We start from the raw sequence: 21,704 nt of genomic DNA, 5'->3' as shown, positions 1-21,704 counted from the left end.
CGCGTGACCGGACCACTCGCCCTCCTCGACTCCGCGAGCCTCTACTTCCGCTCGTACTACGCGCTGCCCGACTCGATGACCGCGCCCGACGGGACGCCGGTCAACGCCGTGCGCGGGTTCACCGACACGCTGGCGCGCATCCTCACCGACCGGCGCCCGGCACGGCTGGTGGCGTGCCTGGACGCGGACTGGCGGCCGAAGTTCCGCACCGACCTGCTGCCCAGCTACAAGGCGCACCGGGTCGCGGTGCCGGGACACGGCGAGGGTGAGGCCGACGTCGAAGAGGTGCCCGACACGCTCACGCCGCAGGTGCCGGTGATCCTCGACGTGCTGGCCGCGTTCGGGTTCGCCACGGCCGAGGCGGCGGGTTACGAGGCCGACGACGTGATCGGCGCGCTGGCCACCCACGAGCAGGACGCGCCGGTCGAGGTCATCACCGGCGACCGTGACCTGTTCCAGCTCGTGCGCGCGACGCCGACACCGACGTCGGTCGTGTACGTGGGCAAGGGCTGGGCGAAGGCCGAGGTGCTGGGGCAGGCCGAGATCGCCGAGCGCTACGGCGTGCCGGCCGACCATGCGGGCCCCGCCTACGCCGACATGTCCGCGTTGCGGGGTGACCCGTCCGACGGGCTGCCCGGCGTGGCCGGGATCGGCGAGAAGACCGCGGCGAAGCTCATCACGCAGTTCGGCTCGCTGGAGGAGCTGATCGTGGCTTCGCAGTCGGGCGACTCGCGGCTGCCGCTGAAGACGCGGCTGCGCCTCAAGGACGCCGCCGACTACCTCGCCGTGGCCCCGACCGTGGTGCGGGTGGCCGTGGACGCGCCGGTGGTGCAGTCCGGTTCGGACGCCGTGCCGGCGAGCCCCGCGGATCCGGACCGGGTCGCGGAGCTCGCCGAGCAGTGGAACCTCGGCCGCTCGGTCGAACGGTTGCTGGCGGCGCTGCCGAAGGCGTGAGCGCGGCTCAGAAGTACGTGCCACACCACGGCCGCGTGCCGGTGGCGAACAAGGTGTCGGCGCGGGCCGGCGCCGCCGGGTCGACCACGGTGATCCGGCCGGCCTGCGCGAGAGTCGAGGCACGCCACTCGCCGAGGTAGAGCATGGCGAGGGTGTCGGCGTCGAGGCGCAGGTCCGCGCCGGCGTCGGTGTGTCCGGCTCCGTCGGGGCCGACGCGGTAGCGCCCGCGGTTGGCCGGCAGCAGCCGATCGTCCACTTCGAACACGACGGGTTCGCCCGGGCCGTAGGTGCGGGCGGCGAGGGCGCCGGCGACGTCGACCAGCCGCAGCCACAGGTCGTCCTCGACTTCGGTGGTGCGCGCGCGGCGCGGGTCGGTGAGCAGCACGGAGAGGGGTTCGTCGACCGGTCGGAAGCGGCTGCTCACGGTGGCGACGAGGTCGATGGAGAGCAGGAACCGCCACAGCGCGGCGATGGCCTCCGGGTTCGCGCCCTGCAGGTCGCGGACTTCCAGCAGCACACCGCGTTCGGGATCGGCGGCGGTGGACTGGTCCACGCTCTTGAACATCGCGAACGCGTCGTCCTCGCCGTTCGGTCCGGTGTGGACGGCCACCCGGTACCCGCCTTCGCGGCTCAGGCGGCGGTTGAGGGCGATGGGCCACCAGAGGCTGGGGCGGGCGATCATGCCCGGCCGGTGCAGGCCGATCCGTTGGTACAGCGCGGGAAGCTGCGCGCGGGCCTCGCCGGTGTCGAGCAGCCGGACGGCACCGCCGGCTTCGGCGCCCTCGCGCAGCCGCGCGGGGTGGTCGATGCGGACGGTGGCTCCGGAGGTGGCGATGCCGTAGCCGAAGCGGCCGTAGATCACGGCCTCGCTGGCGTGCAGGCAGGCCAGCGAGGTGCCGCGTTCGGCGAGGTCGTTCAGCTGCGCGCTCATCAGTGCCGTGACGACGCCGCGGCGGGTCCAGTCGGCGCGCACGCCGACCCCGTCGACCGCGGCGGCGGGCAGGACCGCGCCGCCGGGGACGGCGATCGTGGTGGCGAAACCGCTGGTGATCCCGATTGGACGGTCGTCGGCGAACGCGCCGAACTTGCCGGGTGCGGCCCAGGAATCGCCGATCTGCGCCCACGTCTCGTCCGAAAGCTGGGGGCTGTGCAGTGCTTGCCCCAGCAGGTCGAAGGTGGGCCGGCGCTCGTCGTCGGTGATCGGGCGTACCACGAAGTCGGTCATGCCGCGATCCAACCAAGCCCGCGCCGCGGGTGCCACGCGTTTTACTTCCGCGGCGCCCCGGTCAGCGCGGGTGGACGAAGTGGTGCGCGACGCGGGAAGCGACGGCGACGGTGAAGCCGGGGAAGGTCGACAATCTGTCTTCGGCCTGCTGGGTCGTGCAGTGGGTGCCCGTGCCGTCCGTCCGCTGGCTGTTCGTGAGGGCACGGCGAGTGGCCGTCCGGGCGGGGGCTACTTCGGGGCGTCGACGCGGTAGTCGCCCGCGGTGCCGGTGACCGTGATGGGCACGTGTTTCTGCTCGCCCGCGATGTCGACGACGCACTGGAAGGTGGAGCCGTCGGTGACGGCCTGGCGGTCGGGGCAGCTGACCTCGCCGACGCCGTCGATCTTGTAGGTGTCGGCGAGGATCTTGGCGACGGCGGCGTCCATGGCCTTGGCGTCGAACACCCGACCGGGCCCGGTGGCCGACGCCGGCGTCGCGCCCGAGCTGCCCGCCGAGCTGTCGGAAGGCGTGGTGTCCGAAGGCGTGGTGGACGGTGTGACCGTGACGGTCTTGACGGGCGCGGCCGGGTCGGCCTTGGTCGAACAGCCGGTGGCGACCAGCAGTCCGAGGCCGCACAGACCCAGCACCAGCACGGCGCGCATTCCCGCTCCTGTCCCCCGATGCCCGGTTCAGGGCCCTTGGTCAAGGTCAGAAGAAAGTACCGCACCACGACGCGCGGCGCGTGCCGAACAAGGTGTCCACGTGCGACACCGCGGTGTCGTCGAGGACTTCGACGCGGCCGGTGCCGGCCAGGGCCGAGGCGCGCCACGCTCCGAAGTAGAGCATCGCGAGCGAGGTGACGTCGAGGCGCAGCGCGGGAGCGGCGTCGGTGCGGTGGGCGCCGTCGGGGCCGACGCGGTAGCGGCCGTCGTTGGCGGGCAGCAGCGGATCGGTCACTTCGAGGACGACCGGCTCGCCCGGGCCGTAGGTGCGGGCGGCGAGTGCGGCGGGCACGTCGATCACCCGCAACCACGTCTCGTCCTCGACGCCCTTGACCTTCACCGCGCGCGGGTCGGTGAAGAGCAGTTCGACGGGTTCGTCGAGCGGGCGGACGATCACGGAGATGTCGTCGACGAGGTCCACCGACAGCAGGAACCGCCACAGTCCGGCGAAGGCGGCGGGGTTGGTGTAGTGGAACTCGAACACGGTGAGTTTCTGCCGGTCGGCGTCGCCGCGTTCGACGTGGTAGACGAGGTAGCCGTCGACGCCGTCCGGGCCGCGGTGGACCGCGGTCTCGACGGGGCTGTCGGAGCGGCGGGCCTGGTTCTCGTTCATGGGCCAGTAGTGCGCGGGCCGGGTGATCATGCCGGGGCGGACGGTGCCGGTGGCGCCGTAGAGATCGGGCCAGTGCAGCACGGCCTGCTCGAGGCCGAACACGCTGACCTCGCCGCCGGCCGGTGCTTCCGGGCGTAGCCGCGCGTGGCGGCGATCGACGACGAGGTTGCGGCTCAGGGTCGAGACGCCGTAGCCGTAGCGGCCGTAGATCGCGCCTTCGGTGGCGTGCAGGGATGCCAGCACCACGCCGCGATCGGCAAAGTCCTGCAGCTGCGCGGTCTGCAGGGCGCTGAGCACGCCGCGGCGCGTGCGGCCGGCGCGGACACCGACGCCGGTCACGGCCGCGAGCGGCACGCGCGCGCCGCCGGGGAGGAGAACCTCGTGGTCGGCGGCGCGCACGGTGCCGATCAGCTCGGGGTCGAACGCGGCGAACACGCGCGACTCCTGCAGAGCCTCGCTGATCCGCTCCCACTCCTCGTCGCTGCCGGCCTTGACGTGCAGCGCGCTCCGGAACAGGTTCCAGGCCCCGCGCTGCTCGTCGGCGGAGGACAGGAGCCGTACGGTGTGGTCGCTCATGCCGGGATCATCCTGTGGCCCGCGGGGTGCGGGCCACCGATTTACGCGGCGTCACTTTTCACGCACGGTCACTGCGCCGGTCATGGGGCGGCGGGCGGCGAGACCTCGTAGTTGCCGTCGCTGCCCTTGACGGTGATCGGGACCTGCTGCGGTTTGCCGTTGATGGTCGCGGTGCACGTGAACTTCGTGCCGTCCTCGACCTTCTGCTCGGCCGGGCAGGTGACGCCGGTGACGCCTTCGATCTTGTAGGTGTCGGTGAGCAACTTCGCGACGTCGGTCTGCATCTGGGCGTTGTTGAAGACCTCGGTCTTGAAGAAGCCGGGGGCGACGAACCCGAGGATCGCGACCACGGCCACCACGACGATGAGCGCACCGATGCCGATGAACAGGCCGCGCTTGGACTTCGGTTCTTCACCGGGGTCGCCGACGGTCTGGGTGAGGGCGGTGGCCTGCCCGTAGTCGTACTGGTTGCCGGCGGGCTGGCCGTAGGGCTGCTGGGCCTGCGGGCCGGTCTGCGGCTGGCCGTACAGCGGCTGCTGCTGCGGGCCGCTCTGCGGGTATCCGCCGCCGGGCTGCTGCCCGTACTGCTGGGGCGGCTGCTGCCGGTTCGGGTCGTAGGGCTGCCCGTACTGCTGCGGGGGTGGCTGCTGGCCCCACTGGGGCTGCTGCGGCGACTGGGGCTGCTGCGGGGGCTGCTGCTGTGGGGGGTAGCCGCCGGGCTGCTGGCCGTACTGGGGCTGCTGCTGGGGCTGGACCCACTGCGTCGGCTGCGAGTCGTAGGGCTGCTGGGGCTGCTGGGGCTGCTGGCCGTACTGCTGCGGGTTGTAGGGCTGCTGTTGCTGCTCCTGCGGCCCGCTCGGCGGGTAGGCGCCGCCCGGCTGTTGCCCGTATTGCGGCTGCTGCCCGTACTGGGGCTGCTGCTGCGGGTCGTTGCCGCCATACGGCGTGCTCATCGTTCGCCTCCGCCTTGATTGCCTGGGGTAGTGATCTCCTCGGGAGAGGTCGCTGCCCACGATGTCGAGCGCGATCCAACCACAGGTCGGGGCCGAGCACACGCGTCCACGCGCACCCTGTCCGAGCGGTGACCTCGACCTGCCCGTGAACGCCCTGCGGCCGAGGCACGCTCTTCAGGCAATTCAGTCACGCCCCACCGGCCGCGACGACGCCGCGGCGCAGGGCGCGCACGGCTTCCGCGGCGGCGGCGCCGACCGGGTCGGCTTTGCCGAGGACGTCGCGGATCTGGTCGAGCAGGTCGATCACCTGGCGTGACCAGCGGACGAAGTCGCCGGCGGACAGTTCCTGGCCGTTGGTCTCGGCGGCGGTGAGGACCTTCTCGAGCGATTCGCCGCGGGCCCACCGGTACACCGGCCACGCGAAACCGGCGTCGGGTTCGCGGGTGCGGTCGAGGTGGTGGCGGCGTTCGTCCTCGGTGAGGTCGACCCACAGCTTCGTGGTCTCTTCCCAGGCTTTGGGCACGGCGCCGCCGGGCAGGCGCGGCTCCCCCGCCGTGTCGCGGCGGGCCTCGAACACGAGCGTGGAGACCACCGCGGCGAGCTCGGCCGCGCCGAGGCCTTCCCACACGCCGTGGCGGATGCACTCGGCGGCGAGCAGGTCGGACTCGCTGTAGAGGCGGGCGAGGCGGTGGCCGTGTTCGGTGACGCGGTCCTCGCCGGTGCCGGGGCCGAGGTAGCCGCGTTCGCCGAGCAGCGCGAGGATCCGGTCGAACGCGCGGGCCAGGGAGTGGGTGGTGGCGGCGACCTTGCGTTCGAGCTGCTCGGTTTCGGCCTGCAGGCGCTGGTAGCGCTCGACCCAGCGCAGGTTGGCCTCGCGTTCGGCCAGGCCGTGGCAGGGGTGGGCACGCAGGGCGCGCTGCAGGGCGTTGAGCTCGGCGTCGTCGCCCTGGCTGGTGCGGCGGCGCTGGCGCCCGGGCAGGGCGATGCCGGAGTCGCGCAAGGCCGAGGCGATGTCGCGGCGCGTCTTGGGCGAGCGCAGCTCGAGGTGCTTGGGCAGGCGGATGTGGCCGAGCGGCTCGACCGGGGCCGGGAAGTCGGCGACCGACAGGGGCCCGGACCAGCGGTCCTCGGTGACGACCACGGGCCGCGGCTCGCGGATCGGGTCCAGCCCGGGGTCGACGACCACGGCCAGCCCTGCGCGGCGTCCGGCGGGTACGGCGATGACGTCGCCCTTGCGCAGCTTCTCCAGCGATTCCGCGGTGCCGGCGCGGCGGGTGGCGGTGTTCTGCCGGGAAAGCGTCTTCTCGCGGGCGGAGATCTTGGCGCGCAGCTCGACGTATTCGAGCATCTCGTCGAACTCGCCGGTGACGGCCTTCGCGTAGCCCTTGAGGGCTTCCTTGTTGCGGTCGATGCGCCGGGAGGTGCCGACCACGGACCGGTCGGCCTGGAACTGGGCGAACGACTGTTCCAGCAACTCGCGCGCGGAGTCGGCGCCGACCTGGGCGACGAGGTTCACGGCCATGTTGTAGCCGGGCCGGAACGACGAGCGCAGCGGATACGTGCGCGTGGAGGCGAGGCCTGCGACCTGCTTGGGGTCGACGCCGGGCTGCCACGCGACCACGGCGTGGCCTTCGACGTCGATGCCGCGGCGCCCGGCGCGGCCGGTGAGCTGCGTGTACTCGCCGGGGGTGAGGTCGACGTGGGCTTCGCCGTTGTACTTGACCAGCCGTTCGAGCACCACGGTGCGGGCGGGCATGTTGATGCCCAGCGCGAGGGTCTCGGTGGCGAACACGGCCTTGACCAGGCCGCGGAGGAACAGTTCCTCGACGGTCTCCTTGAACGCGGGCAGCAGGCCCGCGTGGTGGCCGGCGAAGCCGCGTTCGAGCGCTTCGCGCCACTCCCAGTAGCCCAGCACGCTCAGGTCGCCCTCGGGCAGGTCGGCAGTGCGCTCGGCGACGATGCGGCGGATCTCCTCGACCTGCTCGGGTCCGTTGAGTCGCAGGCCGGAGCGCACGCATTGCGCGACGGCGGCGTCGCAGCCGGCGCGGGAGAAGATGAACACGATCGCGGGCAGCAGCCCGGCCGAGTCGAGACGTTCGACGACGTCGACGCGCGAGGGCGGGCGGAAGCGTTGCGGGCGGGGCGCGCCGCGGCGGCCTCCGCGGTTGCCGCGCATCGAGGCGGGGGCGAAGCGGCCGAGCTCTTCGGCGCGGCGCAGCAGGCCGGGGTTGATGCTGAGCTCGGCGTTCGGGTCGGCTTCGTCCTGGCCGGCGAACAGGTCCATCAGGCGGTTGCCGATGAGCATGTGCTGCCACAGTGGCACGGGCCGGTGCTCGTCGACGACGACGGTGGTGTCGCCGCGGACCTCGACGAGCCATTCGCCGAACTCCTCGGCGTTGCTCACGGTCGCGGACAGCCCGACGACGCGGACGTGTTCGGGCAGGTGGAGGATCACTTCCTCCCACACGGCGCCGCGGAAGCGGTCGGCGAGGTAGTGGACCTCGTCCATCACGACGTAGCCGAGCTCGGGGATGGCGGAGCTGCCGGCGTAGAGCATGTTGCGCAGCACCTCGGTGGTCATCACGACCACCTGCGCGTTGCCGTTGATGGAGGTGTCGCCGGTGAGCAGGCCGACGGCGTCGTTGCCGTAGCGGGCGACGAGGTCGGCGTACTTCTGGTTGGACAGCGCCTTGATGGGCGTGGTGTAGAAGCATTTGCGGCCTTCGGCGAGCGCCAGGTGCACGGCGAACTCGCCGACCACGGTCTTGCCGGCGCCGGTGGGCGCGCACACGAGCACGCCGTGGCCGTCTTCGAGGGCCTCGCAGCCGCGGATCTGGAAGTCGTCGAACTCGAACGACACCTCGCCGGCGAAACGCGTCAGCTGGGGGTACTTGGCGCGGCGGCGTGAGACCGCATAGGCCTCGGCCGGGGAAGGTGAAGGGCTAGTGGCCACGTGCCCAGGGTTCCACACGGCACCGACAGTCCGCACGCGGCGTGCCGACCGGTGTGTGGCCGTGCGGTTACGGGGCGACGACGGTGAGTGCGCCGGGCACGCAGGTGGCGGAGATGGGGGTGGTGCCTTGGGATTCGCCGTCGGCGTAGGCGGGCCAGCCGGAGGTCGCGCCGGTTTCGATGCTCAGCTTCCGGGTGCGCAGGGTGTGGACGGCAGGGTGCTCGAGGTGGGCGCCGGTGCGCAGGCCGGGTAGCAGGCGCAGCAGCTGCAGGCGGCCCGCGGCGCCGATGACGGTGACGTCGAAGAGCCCGTCGTCCGGGATCGCCTGGGGGCAGATGGGGACGCCGCCGCCGTAGTAGGGGGTGTTGCCGACGGCGACGAGGGTGGCGTCGAGCTCGAGGGTGCCGGCGTCGGTGTGGAGGCTGACGGGGCGGGGGCGGAAGGCGGCGAGCTCGGCGAGGATCGCCACGTCGTAGCGGCGGGGTCCGGCGGGCCAGCGGAGGTTGTTGGCGCGCGCGTTGACGGCGGCGTCGAAGCCGGAGCACAGGACGGTGGCGAACCAGGCACCCGCCGCCGCACCCCTCTCGACCCGGCCGAGGTCGAGGCGGCGGCGGGTGCCGGCTCGCAGGGCTTCGGCGAGGGTGTCGGCCGCGGTGAGGGCGTCGGGTGGGGTGCCGAGGGCGCGGGCGAAGTCGTTTCCGGTGCCGGAGGGGACGAGGCCGAGGGCGACCTCGTGCTCGGCGCAGAACTGCACGCCTTGGTGGGCCGCGCCGTCACCGCCGAGGACGATCAGCACGTCGAGGCCCTCGGCGTGGGCCGACCGCATGAGGGTGCGGGACTCGTCGACGTTGGTGGCGACGAGGACGTCGAGCCGGTCCACGGCCGGGCGCAGCCGGTCGGCCACCGTGTCCGCAATCCGGCCGGCGGCTCCGTGGCCGGAGGCCGGGTGCACGGCGAGTGCCGCGTTGAGCCCCATCCGGTGGCTTAGGTGATGTCGTCGGTCGAGTGGCTGCGCGGTGCGGTCGCGGGCTCGTCTTCCTCGACGGTGCTCGGCGTGTAGTCGAACGGCGCGGCCTCGTCGTCGGACAGTTTGTCCCAGCCCTCGTCCTGGCGGACCTTGTCGAGCTTGCGGTCGTGGAAGCGCGTGATCTGGATGGCGATCTCGAACAGCACGGTGAGTGCCGCGGCGAGGCCGAGCATCGAGAACGGGTCCGAGCCCGGGGTCGCGAACGCGGCGAACACGAACAGAGCGAACAGGATGCCGCGGCGCCAGCGTTTGAGCTGCTGGTATTTCACGACCCCGACCAGGTTGAGCATCACCACGATGAGCGGGAGCTCGAAGCTGACGCCGAAGATGACCAGCAGCGACAGGATGAACGAGATGTACTTGTCCGCCGTGAGGGCGGTGACGAACTGGTCCTGGCCGAAGCCGGCGAGCAGAGCCAGCGCGTGGGGCACGAGAAAGTAGGCGAGCACGGCGCCGGCGGCGAACAGGGCCGAGGCGAAGCCGACGAAGGTCAGCGCATACTTGCGTTCCTTCGAGTACAGGCCCGGGGCGATGAACGCCCAGAACTGGTAGAGCCAGAACGGGGAGAGCACCACGGCGCCCGCGGCGACACCGACCTTCAGGCGGACCATGAAGATCTCGAACGGCTGCGTCTGCAGGAGCCGGCAGCCGCCCATGTCTCCGCCGAACCGCTGCGAGGGGGGGATCGCGCAGTAGGGCCCGTTCATGATGTTGCCGAGCGACGGGATCGGGCCGAGGTGCTGTTCGAACCAGATCCAGCCGAAGATGCCGCCGATGACGATGAACAGCAGGGCGAACCCGAGCCGGCGCCGGAACTCGTAGACGTGCTCGATAAGCGTCATCGTGCCGTCGGGGTTTTTCCGGCGGCTGCGCTTACCCCGCTTGCCGGGGACCGCGCCTGTGCCGTTGGCGGCTTCCGCCACTGGTCGTTCCGTTCTCGTCGTAGCCCGCCGGAGCGCGCTGCGTGTTCAGCGCGCTCCGTGGACCAGGGACCGGGTGGTGAAGGGCCTCAGCTGGCGTTCTTCTGCGGCTGGTCGGCCGCCTGCTGCTTCTTGAGCTCGTCGAGCTGGCGCTGAAGGTCGGCGACCTGCGGGTCCTGCGGCGCCGGGGTGGCGGCCGGCGGGATCTGGCGGGTTTCGGCCTGCTCGGCCTCGTCGATCTTCTCGCCCGTGAGGTCCTTGGTCTCGGCCTTGAAGATCTTCATGGACTTGCCGATGGAGCGAGCCGCGTCGGGAAGCCTCTTGGCCCCGAACAGCAGAACCACGACGAGCACCAGGATGATGATGTGCCACGGCTGCAGCGCGTTCATGGCGGTGGCCTCCTTGTTTCTTTAGTCGTTGCCGATGTTACTGGTTTCCGGTGCGTCGCGGCGCTGCGCCACGGCCACGCGAAGTGCTGCGGACCGGGCGCGGAGGAGTCCGGTCCGGTCCTGGGTGTTCGTAGCCACCATGCTCAGGGTGCGGCGGAACTGGCGCAAGACTCTGATCGTCCGTACTGCCAGGAGAATCAGGACGAGCAGGCCCGCCGCGAGCACTACGTAAGTGGGCAGGTACGACACGTGGGTTACCTTAACGGCCGTAGGTTGACGGTAGGTGACGGGATCGGGCCACCGCGTCGGCCGCTCGTCGTCGAACCGCGTCAGCCAGTGTGACCGGGCTCTCCACCTGCGCGTCTCCGGCCAATCCGAGGACCAAACGGACCATCCAGGACTCGTCCGCATAGCGCATCCGGATGCGCAGCCGGCCACCGTCGAGCTCCGCGAGCTCTTCGCACGGGTAGTACTCCGCGACCCAGCGCGCGTCGGGTTCGAGCACGAGCTCGGCCTCGCACTGGTCGGGCCGCGCGGAGAACACGCCGTCGGACAGGTCGGTGGGCCGCGCGTGCGCCGGGGGCGCCGCGGGTTCGTCGAGCACGGTCAGCTCGTCGATGCGGTCGAGCCGGAACAGCCGCACGTCCTCGACGCGGCGGCACCAGGCTTCGAGGTAGCCGACGGCCTGCACGATGAGCAGCCGCATCGGGTCCACGGTGCGTTCGGTCATCTGGTCCTTGGACGCGGTGTAGTAGCGCATCCGCAGGGCCCGGCCGGCCTGCAGCGCGGCCGCGACCTCCTCACGCGTCTTCGCGGCGCGCTTGCCCTCGCGCACGCCGCCACCGACCACGACGCCGGCCGGCTGGGCCTGGCCCGCGGCGGCCTCGATCTTGGCGATCGAGCGGCGTACGGCGTCGCCGTCGACCACGCCGGGGGTGTCCGCGAGCGCGCGCAGGGCCACGAGCAGGGCGGTCGCCTCGCTGCCGGTGAGGCGCAGGGGGCGGCTCATGCCGGCGTCGTGGGTGACGACGATGGTGTCGCCTTCGAAGGACAGGTCGATGAGGTCGCCGGGGCCGTAGCCGGGCAGGCCGCACATCCACAACAGTTCGAGGTCCTTGCGCAGCTGGCGTGGCGTGACGTCGAAGTCGTGGGCGGCCTCGTCGACGCGCACCCCGGGGCGCGCGAGCAGGTAGGGCACGAGCGCGAGCAGGCGCGGCATGCGTTCGGTGGAGCCGCTCATCGGCCGCTCCCCCGCTCGGCGCGGGCGAGGACGGCTTCGAGGCGGTGCTGCACGGATTTGGCGAGCACGTCGGGTTCGAGCACGAGCACGTCGGGTCCCTGGGCGGCGATCCAGTCGGCGGCGGACTCGGGGAAGTACAGGCCGATCTCGATGAGATCGCCGTCGGTGCCGTCGATCGTGTCGCGGCCGACGATCTCGCCGCGGCGTCGCACGCCGGCGGCGCGTCCGTCCGCGACCCAGAGGCGGGCCGTGGTGACGGGGCTGGCTTCTTCGCTACCGCCGGTGACGGACACGAGCTGCAGCAGGTTCACGCCCTCGGGCCGCGTCACCGCGCCCGGTTCGCCGATCGGGGTCACTTTGCCGGTGACGCGGGAGAGCCGGAAGCAGCGGGTGGCGCCGCGGTCGCGGTCGTGCCCGACGACGTACCAGCGGGCGCGCCAGGAAACGACGCCCCACGGTTCGAGCTCGCGCATGCGGCGTTCCGGGGAACCGCTGCGGCGGTACTCGAAGCGCACGGCCTGGCCGCTCTGCACGGCGGCGAGCAGCGGCCCGAACGCCGGTTCGGCGCGCACGCGGGGCTCGATCACGGTGGGTGCCTGGTCGTCGACCTCGACGCCGGCGGCGCGCAGCTTCACGAGCGCGCCCTGGGCTTGCCCGGTCAGCTCGGGTGAGTCCCACAGGCGCACGGCGAGGCCGACGGCGGCCGCTTCGTCGGGGGCCAGGTCGATCTCGCCGAGCTCGTAGTCGCGGCGGGCGATGCGGTAGCCCTCGACGGGGTCGAAGGCGGAGTTGCGGCCGGTCTCCAGCGGAATGCCGAGCTCCCGCAGCTCCGTTTTGTCGCGTTCGAACGTGCGGAAGAAGGCCTCGTCGCTGGCCGCGTCGGCGTACCCGGGCACGATTCCACGGATCCGCTCGGCGGTGAGGTACTGCCGGGTGGACAGCAGGGCGAGCACGAGGTTGACCAGCCGTTCGGCGCGTGCGGTGGACACCCGTACAACCCTAGCTCTCCTCGTCCGCCCCGATCGTGAGGTTGCCCGAACGCGTCGCGGCCCTAGCCTGGAAGCATGGCTGAACGTGTACTGCTGGTGACCGGAGCGTCGCGAGGGATCGGGGCGGCGACGGCCAGGCGCGCGGTCGCGGCGGGGTTCCGGGTGACGCTCGTGGCGCGGAAAGCCGAGGCCGTGGCCCCGCTCGTGGCCGAGCTGGGCGGGGAAAACGCACTGGCGCTGGCCGCGGACGTCACCGACTGGCCGAGCGTGGCGGGCGCGGTCGAGGCGACGCTGGCGCGGTTCGGGCGGCTGGACGCGGCTTTCGCGAATGCCGGGATCGGCATGGGCGTGTCGTTCTTCGGCGACGGCGGCGCGGAGCCCGAGCAATGGCGGGATCTGGTGCTGACGAACGTCTACGGCCCCGCGATCACGGCGCGTGCGGTGCTGCCGGCGTTGGCGGACACGAGCGGTCATCTCGTGCTGACCGGTTCGATCGCCGGCCGGTACCCGCGCAAGGGGAGCCTGTATTCGGCGACGAAGTGGGCGGTGAGCGGGCTGGCGGCGGGGATCCGGGAGGAGGCCGTGGGAACCGGGGTTCGGGTGACGTTGGTGCAGCCCGGCATCACCGACACCGACATCCTCACCGACGAGCAGCGGCGCAAGCCGAAGCTCGAGGCCGACGACGTCGCCCGCGCGGTGCTTTACGCGCTGGAGCAGCCGCCGACGGTGGACGTCAACGAGATCATGGTGCGCCCGACCGGGCAGGTCCTCTAACGCTGCAGCCGGGCGACGCGGCCGCCGGTGCCACTGGCCCAGCAGGCGCCCAGCGGTGTGCAGTCGACGGTGTCGAAGCTGCCGGTGTCGAACCGCGTCCAGTGGCGGCCGCCGTCGGGGCTGAGGTCACTGCCGCCGGGGCCGACGGCGATCACCGAGCCGCCGAGCCACGCGAGCCCGGAGCGGTAGCCCGCGGGGTACTGCGCCGGGGTGCGCCAGGTGCGGCCGCGGTCACCGCTGAGCGCGACGGCCGGGCCGGGCGCGGTGGGGTTCGCGAAGTCCCCGCCGATCGCGACGCCTTGCCATGGGGTGCGGAACGCGAGTGCGAACACCCCGGCGGACGTGCTGCTGGGCAGCGGAGTGTCGGCGACGGTCCAGTGGTGCCCGGCGTCGCCGCTGTGCAGCACGCGGGCGCGGGCGCCGCCGCCCATCGCGAGCCACGCGTCGAACGGCCCCGAGGTGGCCACGCACTGGCCGCTCGCCGCGAAGCCCGCTTCACCGGGCAGCGCGGGCGGGAACGCACTGTCGGGGATCTGCCGCCAGGTGCGGCCGCCGTCCGCGGTGGCCTGCACGTGGAACTTCCCGTCGACGGGGTCGCTCATCGCGAGGCCGCGCCACGGGTCGAAGAAGGCGAGGCAGTCGTAGAACGCGGCCGGGTCGGGGTTGGCGAACGTCTGGCGCCAGTGTCGGCCGGCGTCGTCGGTGCGGTAGACCCGCGAGTCCCCGCCCGGGCCGATGGACAGCACCACGGCGTGGTCGGCGTCGAAGGCCTCGATGTCGCGGAACTCGAGCGCCTCCGTGCCGGACGGCCCGACGGGGCTCCAGGTGCGGCCGCCGTCCGTGGTGCGCAAGACGGTCCCCTGCGTGCCGCTGACCCACGCCACGCGCCCGCTGACGGCCGAAAGCCCCCGGAACTGCGCCGTGACCCCGGCCGGGGCGAGCTGCCACGACGGGAGCCGCTGAGCCGCGCCCGCCACCCCACCGGCCACCAGCGGCAGCACCGCACCCAGCAGAACCACCAACGCCCGCACGACCCGCATGCGGCCGATCTTGCCGCACCCGGACGGCGACTTTCGTCGGGAACACCGGAGGGGCCGTCCCGATGTGGGACGGCCCCTCCGGCGATACGTCTTACAGCGAGCTGATCAGGCGTTCCACCCGCTCGTCCACCGAGCGGAACGGGTCCTTGCACAGCACGGTGCGCTGGGCCTGGTCGTTGAGCTTGAGGTGGACCCAGTCGACGGTGAAGTCACGCCCGGCGGCCTGGGCGGCGGCGATGAAGTCGCCGCGCAGCTTCGCGCGGGTGGTCTGGGGCGGGGTGTCCTTGGCGGCTTCGATCTCGCCGTCGTCGGTGACCCGCTTGACCAGGCCCTTGCGCTGCAGCAGGTCGAAGATGCCCCGGCCGCGGCGGATGTCGTGGTAGGCGAGGTCGAGCTGCGCGATCCGCGGGCTGGACAGGTCCAGGTCGTGCTTCGCGCGGTAGCGCTCGACCAGGCGGTGCTTGATGGCCCAGTCGATCTCGGTGTCGATCTTGGCGAAGTCCTGCTGCTCGACGGCCTCGAGGGCGCGGCCCCACAGCTCGACCACACGCTCGTTGGCGGGGGTGGAGCCGTTCTCCTTGAGGTGCTGCACCGCGCGGGCGTAGTACTCGCGCTGGATGTCGAGCGCCGAGGCCTCGCGTCCGCCGGCGAGGCGGACCTGGCGGCGGCCGGTGAGATCGTGGCTGATCTCGCGGATCGCCCGGATCGGGTTGTCGAGGGTGAAGTCGCGGAACTGCACGCCCGCCTCGATCATCTCGAGCACCAGGTTCGCCGACCCGATCTTGAGCATCGTGGTGGGCTCGGCCATGTTCGAGTCGCCCACGATCACGTGCAGGCGCCGGTAGCGCTCGGCGTCGGCGTGGGGCTCGTCTCGGGTGTTGATGATGGGGCGCGAGCGCGTGGTGGCGCTGGAGACGCCCTCCCAGATGTGCTCCGCGCGCTGCGAGAGGCAGTACACGGCGCCGCGCGGGGTCTGCAGGACCTTGCCCGCGCCGCAGATGAGCTGGCGGGTCACGAGGAAGGGCAGCAGCACGTCGGCGATCCGGGAGAACTCACCGGCGCGCGTCACGAGGTAGTTCTCGTGGCAGCCGTAGGAGTTGCCCGCGGAGTCGGTGTTGTTCTTGAACAGGAAGATGTCGCCGCCGATGCCCTCGTCGGCCAGCCGGCGCTCGGCGTCGACCAGCAGGTCCTCGAGGATCCGCTCACCGGCTTTGTCGTGCGTGACCAGCTGCGTGAGGTCGTCGCACTCGGCCGTCGCGTACTCGGGGTGCGAGCCCACGTCGAGGTAGAGCCGGGAGCCGTTGGACAGGAAGACGTTCGACGAGCGTCCCCAGGACACGACCCGCCGGAAGAGATACCGCGCGACCTCGTCGGGCGAGAGCCTGCGCTGACCGTGGAAGGTGCACGTGACCCCGAACTCGGTCTCGATGCCAAAGATCCGCCGCTGCATCTCACCAGAGTAGGCGCTGCACCCCCTTGAGCGGTGCGCCGTTCGGGCGGCGACACGCGGTCGGTACGTTGCGGGTGGTGAGAAATCGCGCGAATCCGGCGACGGCGCAACGCAGCCCACGCCGCACGGAGAAGAGGTCGACGACGGTGTTGCACCAGCTCAGCCGCCCGTTCCGGAAGGTGGGGCGCACCGATCGGGCGCTGATCCGCCGTAGCGCGGCCCTGCCGAGGACCCGGGCCGACGATGTTCTCGGCGGGCTTTCGAAATCCGCGAACAAGTCGCGGCTGTGGTGGGTTGTGGCCGTCGCGCTGGCCGCCCGCAAGGGTGCGACGCGCCGGGGAGCGCTGCGCGGGATGGTCGCCATCGCCGGGGCGAGCGCGGCCGCGAACCTGCTCGGCAAGCCGCTGTTCCCCCGCCGGCGCCCAGCCGAGGACGAGGTGCCCGAGCACCGGCGGCTGCGCAAGCGGCCCACGTCCTCCTCGTTCCCCTCCGGCCACGCGGCCTCCGCGGCCGCGTTCGCCACGGCCGTCGCGATGGAGTCACCGAAGGCCGGGCTCGTCGTCGCGCCCCTGGCGGGCGCCGTGGCCTACTCACGGGTCCACACCGGTGTCCACTGGCCCAGCGACGTCGGCGCCGGCCTGGTGATCGGCGTCGGCGTCGCCGCGCTGACCCGGCACTGGTGGCCGCTGCACCCCGACCTGCCCGCCCGCACCGCGCACACGGCCGAAGCACCGGAGATGCGCGACGGCGAGGACATGCTGGCCCTGGTCAACCCGCACTCCGGCGTCGACGGCCAGGACCCGACCGAGGACGTCCGCTACGCCTGGCCCAAGGCGACGCTGCTCTACCCCGACCCGCACCAGGACCTGCGCGAACAGCTCGCCGCCGAGATCGACGCCCGCGGCGGCTCCGTGCGCGCGCTGGGCGTCGCGGGTGGTGACGGCACGGTCGCCGCGGTCGCGTCCGTGGCCGCCGAACGCGGCCTGCCGCTCGCGCTCATCCCCGCGGGCACGCTCAACCACTTCGCGCGTGACGTCGGCGTGCGGTCGATGCCCGACGCCGACGCGGCCACCGAGGCCGGCAACGCCGTCGGCATCGACCTGGGCGAGGTCGAGGTCCACGGCGCCGGCGAGCCGGAGCACCGCTGGTTCGTGAACACCGCGAGCCTCGGCGGCTACCCCGAGATGGTGCGGCTGCGCGAGAAGCTGCAACAGAAGCACCCGAAGTGGCCTTCGGCCGCGCTCGCGCTCGCCCGTGTGCTGCGCCGTGCGAAACCGCTGCCGATCCTACTCAACGACGAGCCCGCCGAGGTCTGGCTGATCTTCGTCGGCAACGGCACCTACTCCCCCAAGGGCTTCGCGCCGTCACGGCGCCCGGCTCTGGACACCGGCCTGCTCGACGTGCGCTACCTGCGGGCCGACCTGCCCTACTCCCGCGCCAGGTTCCTGCTCGCGATGGTGACCAACAGCCTCAACGCCAGCCACGTCTACCAGCAGCTGGACCTACCGGAACTGCGCGTGAAGCTGCTCGGCGGAAACCGCCGCGTGGCCACCGACGGCGAGGTCGGGCCACTCGGCAACGAGTTCACCTTCCGCGCCCGCCCCAGCGCCCTGACGATCTACCGCAACCCCGACAACCGGGTTTGAGCTGCGCTTTACCCGTTCACAAGCGAATCCACCGCGGCTCGTCCCTAGCGTGATCACGTCAGGTGCGGGCGGCCCTGTCCGCTTCCGTTCACGGCAGGGACTTTGTGCGTTTGTACGACGACCTCAACGACTCCGTCGGCGTCCTCGACGGCCACCCCGCCGCCATCGCCGCGAACACACCACGCCACTACCTGCCGACGATGACGTTCACCGCACCGATCTCCGCGCTCCTCGCAGCCGGCGCCGGTACCCCCACCGACGTCGCCACGGCCCACCGCATCGCCGACGCGCTCCACCGCCGCGGCCAGGAAGCTGTCGTCCACGCCGAACACGGCTTCAACCACACCTGGCACATCGCCCGCGCGACCCTGCCCTACCTCCTGGCCTTCGCCGACCAGAACTTCCGCAGCCCCACGCCGACCTCCTGAGAAGCGCCGAAAGCAGTGCCGTCAAAAGCACTGTGGGCCGCCCGGAAACCCGGACGGCCCACTCGCACAACCACGTCACTCCTTGGCGGAGCCACCGTCCGAGTCACCCTCGGCCGGCTTCTCGGCCTCGTCCTCCGCCGGCGGCTCGGGCAGCAACGCGTCCAGCGCCGCCCCCGTCAACCGGCGGAACGCCCGCCGCGGCCGCGCCCGGTCCAGCACCGCCACCTCGAGCTTGATCTGATCCGGCTGCGCCGCCCCGTTGCCGTTGCCCGACGCCGCGACCGTCGTCCGCAAGCCCTCGATCGCCGTCGCCAGCGCCGTCGCCAGATCGTGCTCCGGGTCGACGGTGTCCTTCAGCTTCGTGCTGATCGGCTCCGTCTGCCCACCCATCACCACGAACGGCGACTCGTCGAAGATCGACCCGTCGTAGGTCAGCCGGTACAGCTGGTCCTCCGACTGGTTCGCCCCGACCTCGGCGACACACACCTCCACCTCGAACGGCTTCAGCTGCTCGGTGAAGATGCTGCCCAGCGTCGCCGCGTAAGCGTTCGCCAGCGCCCGCGCACTCACGTCACGCCGGTCGTATTGGTAGCCCTTCAAGTCCGCGTGCCGGATCCCCGCCACCCGCAGGTTCTCGAACTCCGAGTACCGGCCCACCGCGGCGAACCCGATCCGGTCGTAGATCTCCGACACCTTGTGCAACGTCGCCGACGGGTTCTCCGCCACGAACAGCACCCCGCCGGAGTACTTCAGCACCACCACGCTCCGGCCGCGCGCAATGCCCTTGCGCGCCAGCTCGGAACGCTCCCGCATCAGCTGCTCGGGAGAGGCATACAACGGCATCGTCACGGTGTCGGCTCCACGTTCTCCGGTGTACCGGCGGTCGAAGGTTCAGCGTTCGGGAAAGTCACCGGCGATCAGCTCGGCCGGTGGTGCGTGCGCTCGGCGCGGCCGGCCACCACGGCCTCCGCCACCGCCGCCGTCTGCTCCGACGGCAGCTGCACCGCACCGGTCTCGGCGGTGATCGTGACGACGCTCGGGAAAATGCGCCGCACCAGGTCCGGCCCGCCACTCGCGGTGTCGTCGTCCGCGGCGTCGTACAACGCCTCCACGGCCGCCCGCACCGCCGCATCAACATCCGCGTCAGGGTCGTACAGCTTCTTCAGCGCCGACTTCGCGAACAGCGAACCCGAACCGACACCCGCATACCCGGCGTTCTCCTCGTAGCGCCCACCGGCGGCGTCGTACGAGATGATCCGGCCGGCGCGCTTCGCGTCCTCGGCCTCCAGGTCGTAGCCCACGAACAACGGCACCACGGCCAGGCCGGCCATCGCCATGTCCAGGTTGGCCTTCACCATCCCGGCCAGCTTGTTCGTCTTGCCGTCCAGCGACAGCGACACACCCTCGATCTTCTCGTAGTGCGCCAGCTCCACCGCGTACAACCGGACCATCTCCACGGCCAGACCCGCGGTACCCGCGATCCCCACCGCCGAGTACTCGTCCGTGACGTGCACCTTCTCGATGTCCCGGCTCGCGATCAGGTTCCCCGACGTCGCCCGCCGGTCACCCGCGATCAGCACACCCCCGGCGAACGTCAGCGCCACGATCGTCGTCCCGTGCGGCACCGCCAGCTCACCCACCCCGGACGACGGCACCCGCCGCGCCGGCAACAGCTCAGGCGCCTGCGCCCGCACGAAGTCCGCGAACGACGACGAAGCCGGCGAGAAGTACGAAGCAGGCAGGCCGGGTCCCGAAAAACCCGCCCGAGGGAAGGTGTTGTCCATACGTGCTCTTGGTTCCCATCTGTATCGGCTGAAGAAACAACGCTGAGGCCGCGTGCTGACACCGCGCCGAGGCGAAACCGTGCCAGAGCAGAACTCTGCCGTAGCAAACTCTGCCGCGCAGTATGTCGCCCCGCACCGCCGAACTCGTGCAGCGGCACGCCAACCGACAACCGCCCCCGGAAACCCGAGGGCGGCTACCGGCCGCGAACGACTACTCGCCGCCCTTCTGCACGTAGGCGCGAACGAAGTCCTCGGCGTTCTCCTCCAGCACGTCGTCGATCTCGTCGAGGATCGTGTCGACGTCCTCGCCGAGCTTCTCGCGCCGCTCCTGGCCCGCCGCTCCGGTGGCTTCGAACTCCTCGTCGGAGTCCCCACCGCCGTGCTTCTCGATCTTCTCCTGCGCCATATCGCCTCCCGGTGTGGCCGATGATTCCTAGCCTACCCAGCGGCCCCGACATTCGGGGCAACGCCGCGGTCCCGATCAGCCCCGTGCCGGTTCGGACTAGTCCGAACCGGTGATCGCCTCGACCAGCTCCTCGGCCGTCGCCGCCGCGTCCAGCAGCTTCCCGACGTGCGCCTTCGTGCCCCGCAGCGGCTCCAGCGTCGGGATCCGCACCAACGACTCCTTGCCCACGTCGAAGATGACCGAATCCCACGACGCGGCCGCGATCGACGTCGCGTACTTCTCCAACGCCCGCCCCCGGAAGTACGCCCGCGTGTCCGACGGCGGAGTCGTGATCGCCGCCTGGACCTCCTCCTCCGTGACCAGCCGCTTCATCGACCCACGCGTGACCAGCCGGTTGTACAGGCCCTTCGCCAGCCGCACATCCGAGTACTGCAGGTCCACCAGCCGCAACCGCGGCGCACCCCACGCCAGCTGATCCCGCTCCCGGTACCCCTCCAGCAGCCGCAGCTTCGCCGGCCAGTCCAACCGGTCCGCACACTCCTGCGGATCCCGCGCCAGCGCGTCGAGCACCTCGCCCCAGACCCGCAGAACCTCCTTCGACGCCTCGTCCGCACCCGTGCGCTCGAGGTTCGCCGACGCGATCTCGTGGTAAGCGAACTGCAGGTCAAGCCCCGAGAACTTCTTCCCGTTCGCCAGCTCGACCTTCACCTTCAATGTCGGGTCGTGGCTGATCTTGTGCACCGCCCGCACCGGCTCGTCCAGCTTCAGCTCGTCGAACCGGATCCCCGACTCGATGAGATCCAGGATCAGCGCCGTCGTACCCACCTTCAGGTAGGTCGAGTACTCCGACAGGTTCGCGTCACCGACGATGACGTGCAGCCGCCGGTACTTGTCCGCGTCCGCGTGCGGCTCGTCGCGCGTGTTGATGATCCCGCGCTTCAACGTCGTCTCCAGGCCGACCTCGACCTCGATGTAATCCGACCGCTGCGAAAGCTGGAAACCGGCCTCTTCGCTCTGCTGGCCGATTCCCACGCGTCCCGAACCCGTCACCACCTGCCGCGACACGAAAAACGGCGTCAACCCGGCGATGATCGCCGTGAACGGCGTCGACCGCGAACACAGGTAGTTCTCGTGCGTACCGTAGCTCGCACCCTTGCCGTCCACGTTGTTCTTGTACAGCTGCAACGGCGGCTGACCGGGCACGGACGCCGCCTTCAGCGCCGCCTCCTCCATCACCCGCTCACCGGCCTTGTCCCAGATCACCGCGTCCCGCGCGTTCGTGACCTCAGGCGCCGAGTACTCCGGGTGCGCGTGGTCCACATACAGGCGCGCACCGTTCGTCAGGATGACGTTCGCGGCGCCCAGGTCCTCCACGTCCGGGTCGTGCCCCGGCCCGCCCGGACCCGTCAGGTCGAACCCGCGCGCGTCGCGCAACGGCGACTCCACCTCGTAGTCCCACCGGGCCCGGCGAGCCCGCGGAATGTCAGCAGCCGCCGCGTAGGCGAGCACAACCTGAGTCGAGGTGAGCACCGGGTTCGCCGTGGCGTCCCCGGGCACGGCGATGCCGTACTCGACTTCGGTTCCCATGATCCGACGCATACCCACCACCCTACGGGGTAAGGCCGTGCGACGATG

Annotated in this window: 21 protein-coding genes; 4 read left to right on the top strand and 17 right to left on the bottom strand. The window is 71.5% G+C overall.

What is annotated here, in order from left to right; translation table 11 throughout:
- Positions 1 to 3 precede the first annotated feature (3 nt).
- On the top strand, positions 4 to 954 hold the full coding sequence (locus tag QRX50_RS32525; protein ID WP_285966932.1) for a 5'-3' exonuclease: 951 nt from the start codon (positions 4 to 6) through the stop codon (positions 952 to 954).
- A 7-nt stretch (positions 955 to 961) separates the two neighbouring features.
- Here the strand turns inward: QRX50_RS32525 and QRX50_RS32520 are convergent, their stop codons facing one another.
- The 11 genes from QRX50_RS32520 to QRX50_RS32470 form a co-directional block, all read right to left on the bottom strand.
- Positions 962 to 2,179 (bottom strand): GNAT family N-acetyltransferase, encoded by a 1,218-nt coding sequence (locus QRX50_RS32520; protein ID WP_285966931.1) that lies wholly within the window; start codon positions 2,177 to 2,179, stop codon positions 962 to 964.
- A 228-nt stretch (positions 2,180 to 2,407) separates the two neighbouring features.
- Entirely contained in the window at positions 2,408 to 2,821 is a 414-nt protein-coding gene (locus tag QRX50_RS32515) for a DUF4333 domain-containing protein (RefSeq protein ID WP_285966930.1), read from the bottom strand.
- 46 nt (positions 2,822 to 2,867) lie between these two features.
- Positions 2,868 to 4,070 (bottom strand): GNAT family N-acetyltransferase, encoded by a 1,203-nt coding sequence (locus tag QRX50_RS32510; protein WP_285966929.1) that lies wholly within the window; start codon positions 4,068 to 4,070, stop codon positions 2,868 to 2,870.
- 80 nt (positions 4,071 to 4,150) lie between these two features.
- On the bottom strand, positions 4,151 to 5,023 hold the full coding sequence (locus QRX50_RS32505) for a DUF4333 domain-containing protein (RefSeq protein WP_285966928.1): 873 nt from the start codon (positions 5,021 to 5,023) through the stop codon (positions 4,151 to 4,153).
- Between the two features lie 187 nt (positions 5,024 to 5,210).
- Complete coding sequence (locus tag QRX50_RS32500; protein ID WP_285966927.1) at positions 5,211 to 7,976, bottom strand: DEAD/DEAH box helicase; 2,766 nt, start codon at positions 7,974 to 7,976, stop codon at positions 5,211 to 5,213.
- 67 nt (positions 7,977 to 8,043) lie between these two features.
- Positions 8,044 to 8,952, bottom strand: a complete 909-nt coding sequence (locus QRX50_RS32495; RefSeq protein ID WP_285966926.1) for a diacylglycerol/lipid kinase family protein — start codon at positions 8,950 to 8,952, stop codon at positions 8,044 to 8,046.
- An 8-nt stretch (positions 8,953 to 8,960) separates the two neighbouring features.
- Positions 8,961 to 9,926, bottom strand: a complete 966-nt coding sequence (gene tatC, locus QRX50_RS32490) for a twin-arginine translocase subunit TatC (protein WP_285966925.1) — start codon at positions 9,924 to 9,926, stop codon at positions 8,961 to 8,963.
- A gap of 86 nt (positions 9,927 to 10,012) precedes the next feature.
- Entirely contained in the window at positions 10,013 to 10,312 is a 300-nt protein-coding gene (gene tatA / locus QRX50_RS32485; RefSeq protein ID WP_285966924.1) for a Sec-independent protein translocase subunit TatA, read from the bottom strand.
- Between the two features lie 21 nt (positions 10,313 to 10,333).
- Positions 10,334 to 10,561: a bacteriophage holin gene (locus tag QRX50_RS32480; RefSeq protein ID WP_285966923.1), complete on the bottom strand. Its 228-nt coding sequence runs from the start codon at positions 10,559 to 10,561 to the stop codon at positions 10,334 to 10,336.
- Between the two features lie 10 nt (positions 10,562 to 10,571).
- Positions 10,572 to 11,552 carry a helix-turn-helix transcriptional regulator gene (locus tag QRX50_RS32475; RefSeq protein ID WP_285966922.1) on the bottom strand — a complete coding sequence of 327 codons (981 nt, stop codon included), beginning with the start codon at positions 11,550 to 11,552 and terminating at the stop codon, positions 10,572 to 10,574.
- Complete coding sequence (locus QRX50_RS32470; protein ID WP_285966921.1) at positions 11,549 to 12,541, bottom strand: helix-turn-helix transcriptional regulator; 993 nt, start codon at positions 12,539 to 12,541, stop codon at positions 11,549 to 11,551. Before QRX50_RS32470 ends, QRX50_RS32475 begins: the two co-directional genes overlap by 4 nt.
- Before the next feature lie 75 nt (positions 12,542 to 12,616).
- Here QRX50_RS32470 and QRX50_RS32465 point away from each other — a divergent pair, with 75 nt between their 5' ends.
- A complete protein-coding gene (locus QRX50_RS32465) occupies positions 12,617 to 13,315 on the top strand; it encodes an SDR family oxidoreductase (protein WP_285966920.1) in 699 nt (232 codons plus the stop codon).
- Here the strand turns inward: QRX50_RS32465 and QRX50_RS32460 are convergent.
- Both QRX50_RS32460 and pafA read right to left on the bottom strand, forming a co-directional pair.
- On the bottom strand, positions 13,312 to 14,355 hold the full coding sequence (locus QRX50_RS32460) for a WD40/YVTN/BNR-like repeat-containing protein (protein ID WP_434533163.1): 1,044 nt from the start codon (positions 14,353 to 14,355) through the stop codon (positions 13,312 to 13,314). The genes QRX50_RS32465 and QRX50_RS32460 overlap by 4 nt on opposite strands.
- A 91-nt stretch (positions 14,356 to 14,446) precedes the next feature.
- On the bottom strand, positions 14,447 to 15,805 hold the full coding sequence (gene pafA / locus QRX50_RS32455; protein WP_285966919.1) for a Pup--protein ligase: 1,359 nt from the start codon (positions 15,803 to 15,805) through the stop codon (positions 14,447 to 14,449).
- A gap of 146 nt (positions 15,806 to 15,951) precedes the next feature.
- On the opposite strand from pafA, the gene QRX50_RS32450 reads away from it, so the two are divergent.
- Together QRX50_RS32450 and QRX50_RS32445 are read left to right on the top strand one after the other, a co-directional pair.
- The gene (locus QRX50_RS32450; protein ID WP_285966918.1) at positions 15,952 to 17,451 is read left to right on the top strand and encodes a bifunctional phosphatase PAP2/diacylglycerol kinase family protein; all 1,500 of its coding nucleotides are present in this window, start codon (positions 15,952 to 15,954) and stop codon (positions 17,449 to 17,451) included.
- Between the two features lie 104 nt (positions 17,452 to 17,555).
- Positions 17,556 to 17,879 (top strand): hypothetical protein, encoded by a 324-nt coding sequence (locus tag QRX50_RS32445; protein WP_285966917.1) that lies wholly within the window; start codon positions 17,556 to 17,558, stop codon positions 17,877 to 17,879.
- A gap of 75 nt (positions 17,880 to 17,954) precedes the next feature.
- Here QRX50_RS32445 and prcA read toward each other — a convergent pair whose 3' ends face one another.
- The 4 genes from prcA to dop form a co-directional block, all read right to left on the bottom strand.
- Positions 17,955 to 18,728, bottom strand: a complete 774-nt coding sequence (gene prcA, locus QRX50_RS32440; RefSeq protein WP_285966916.1) for a proteasome subunit alpha — start codon at positions 18,726 to 18,728, stop codon at positions 17,955 to 17,957.
- A gap of 68 nt (positions 18,729 to 18,796) precedes the next feature.
- The gene (gene prcB / locus QRX50_RS32435) at positions 18,797 to 19,663 is read right to left on the bottom strand and encodes a proteasome subunit beta (RefSeq protein ID WP_285966915.1); all 867 of its coding nucleotides are present in this window, start codon (positions 19,661 to 19,663) and stop codon (positions 18,797 to 18,799) included.
- A gap of 211 nt (positions 19,664 to 19,874) precedes the next feature.
- A complete protein-coding gene (locus tag QRX50_RS32430) occupies positions 19,875 to 20,069 on the bottom strand; it encodes a ubiquitin-like protein Pup (protein WP_220240779.1) in 195 nt (64 codons plus the stop codon).
- A gap of 96 nt (positions 20,070 to 20,165) precedes the next feature.
- Positions 20,166 to 21,668 (bottom strand): depupylase/deamidase Dop, encoded by a 1,503-nt coding sequence (gene dop / locus QRX50_RS32425; protein WP_285966914.1) that lies wholly within the window; start codon positions 21,666 to 21,668, stop codon positions 20,166 to 20,168.
- Positions 21,669 to 21,704 lie beyond the last annotated feature (36 nt).

This window comes from Amycolatopsis sp. 2-15 (genome assembly GCF_030285625.1).
GTDB classification, from domain to species: domain Bacteria; phylum Actinomycetota; class Actinomycetes; order Mycobacteriales; family Pseudonocardiaceae; genus Amycolatopsis; species Amycolatopsis carbonis.
The sequence above is the reverse complement of the archived record's forward strand: the minus strand, read 5'-3'. Positions and strand labels throughout refer to the sequence as shown.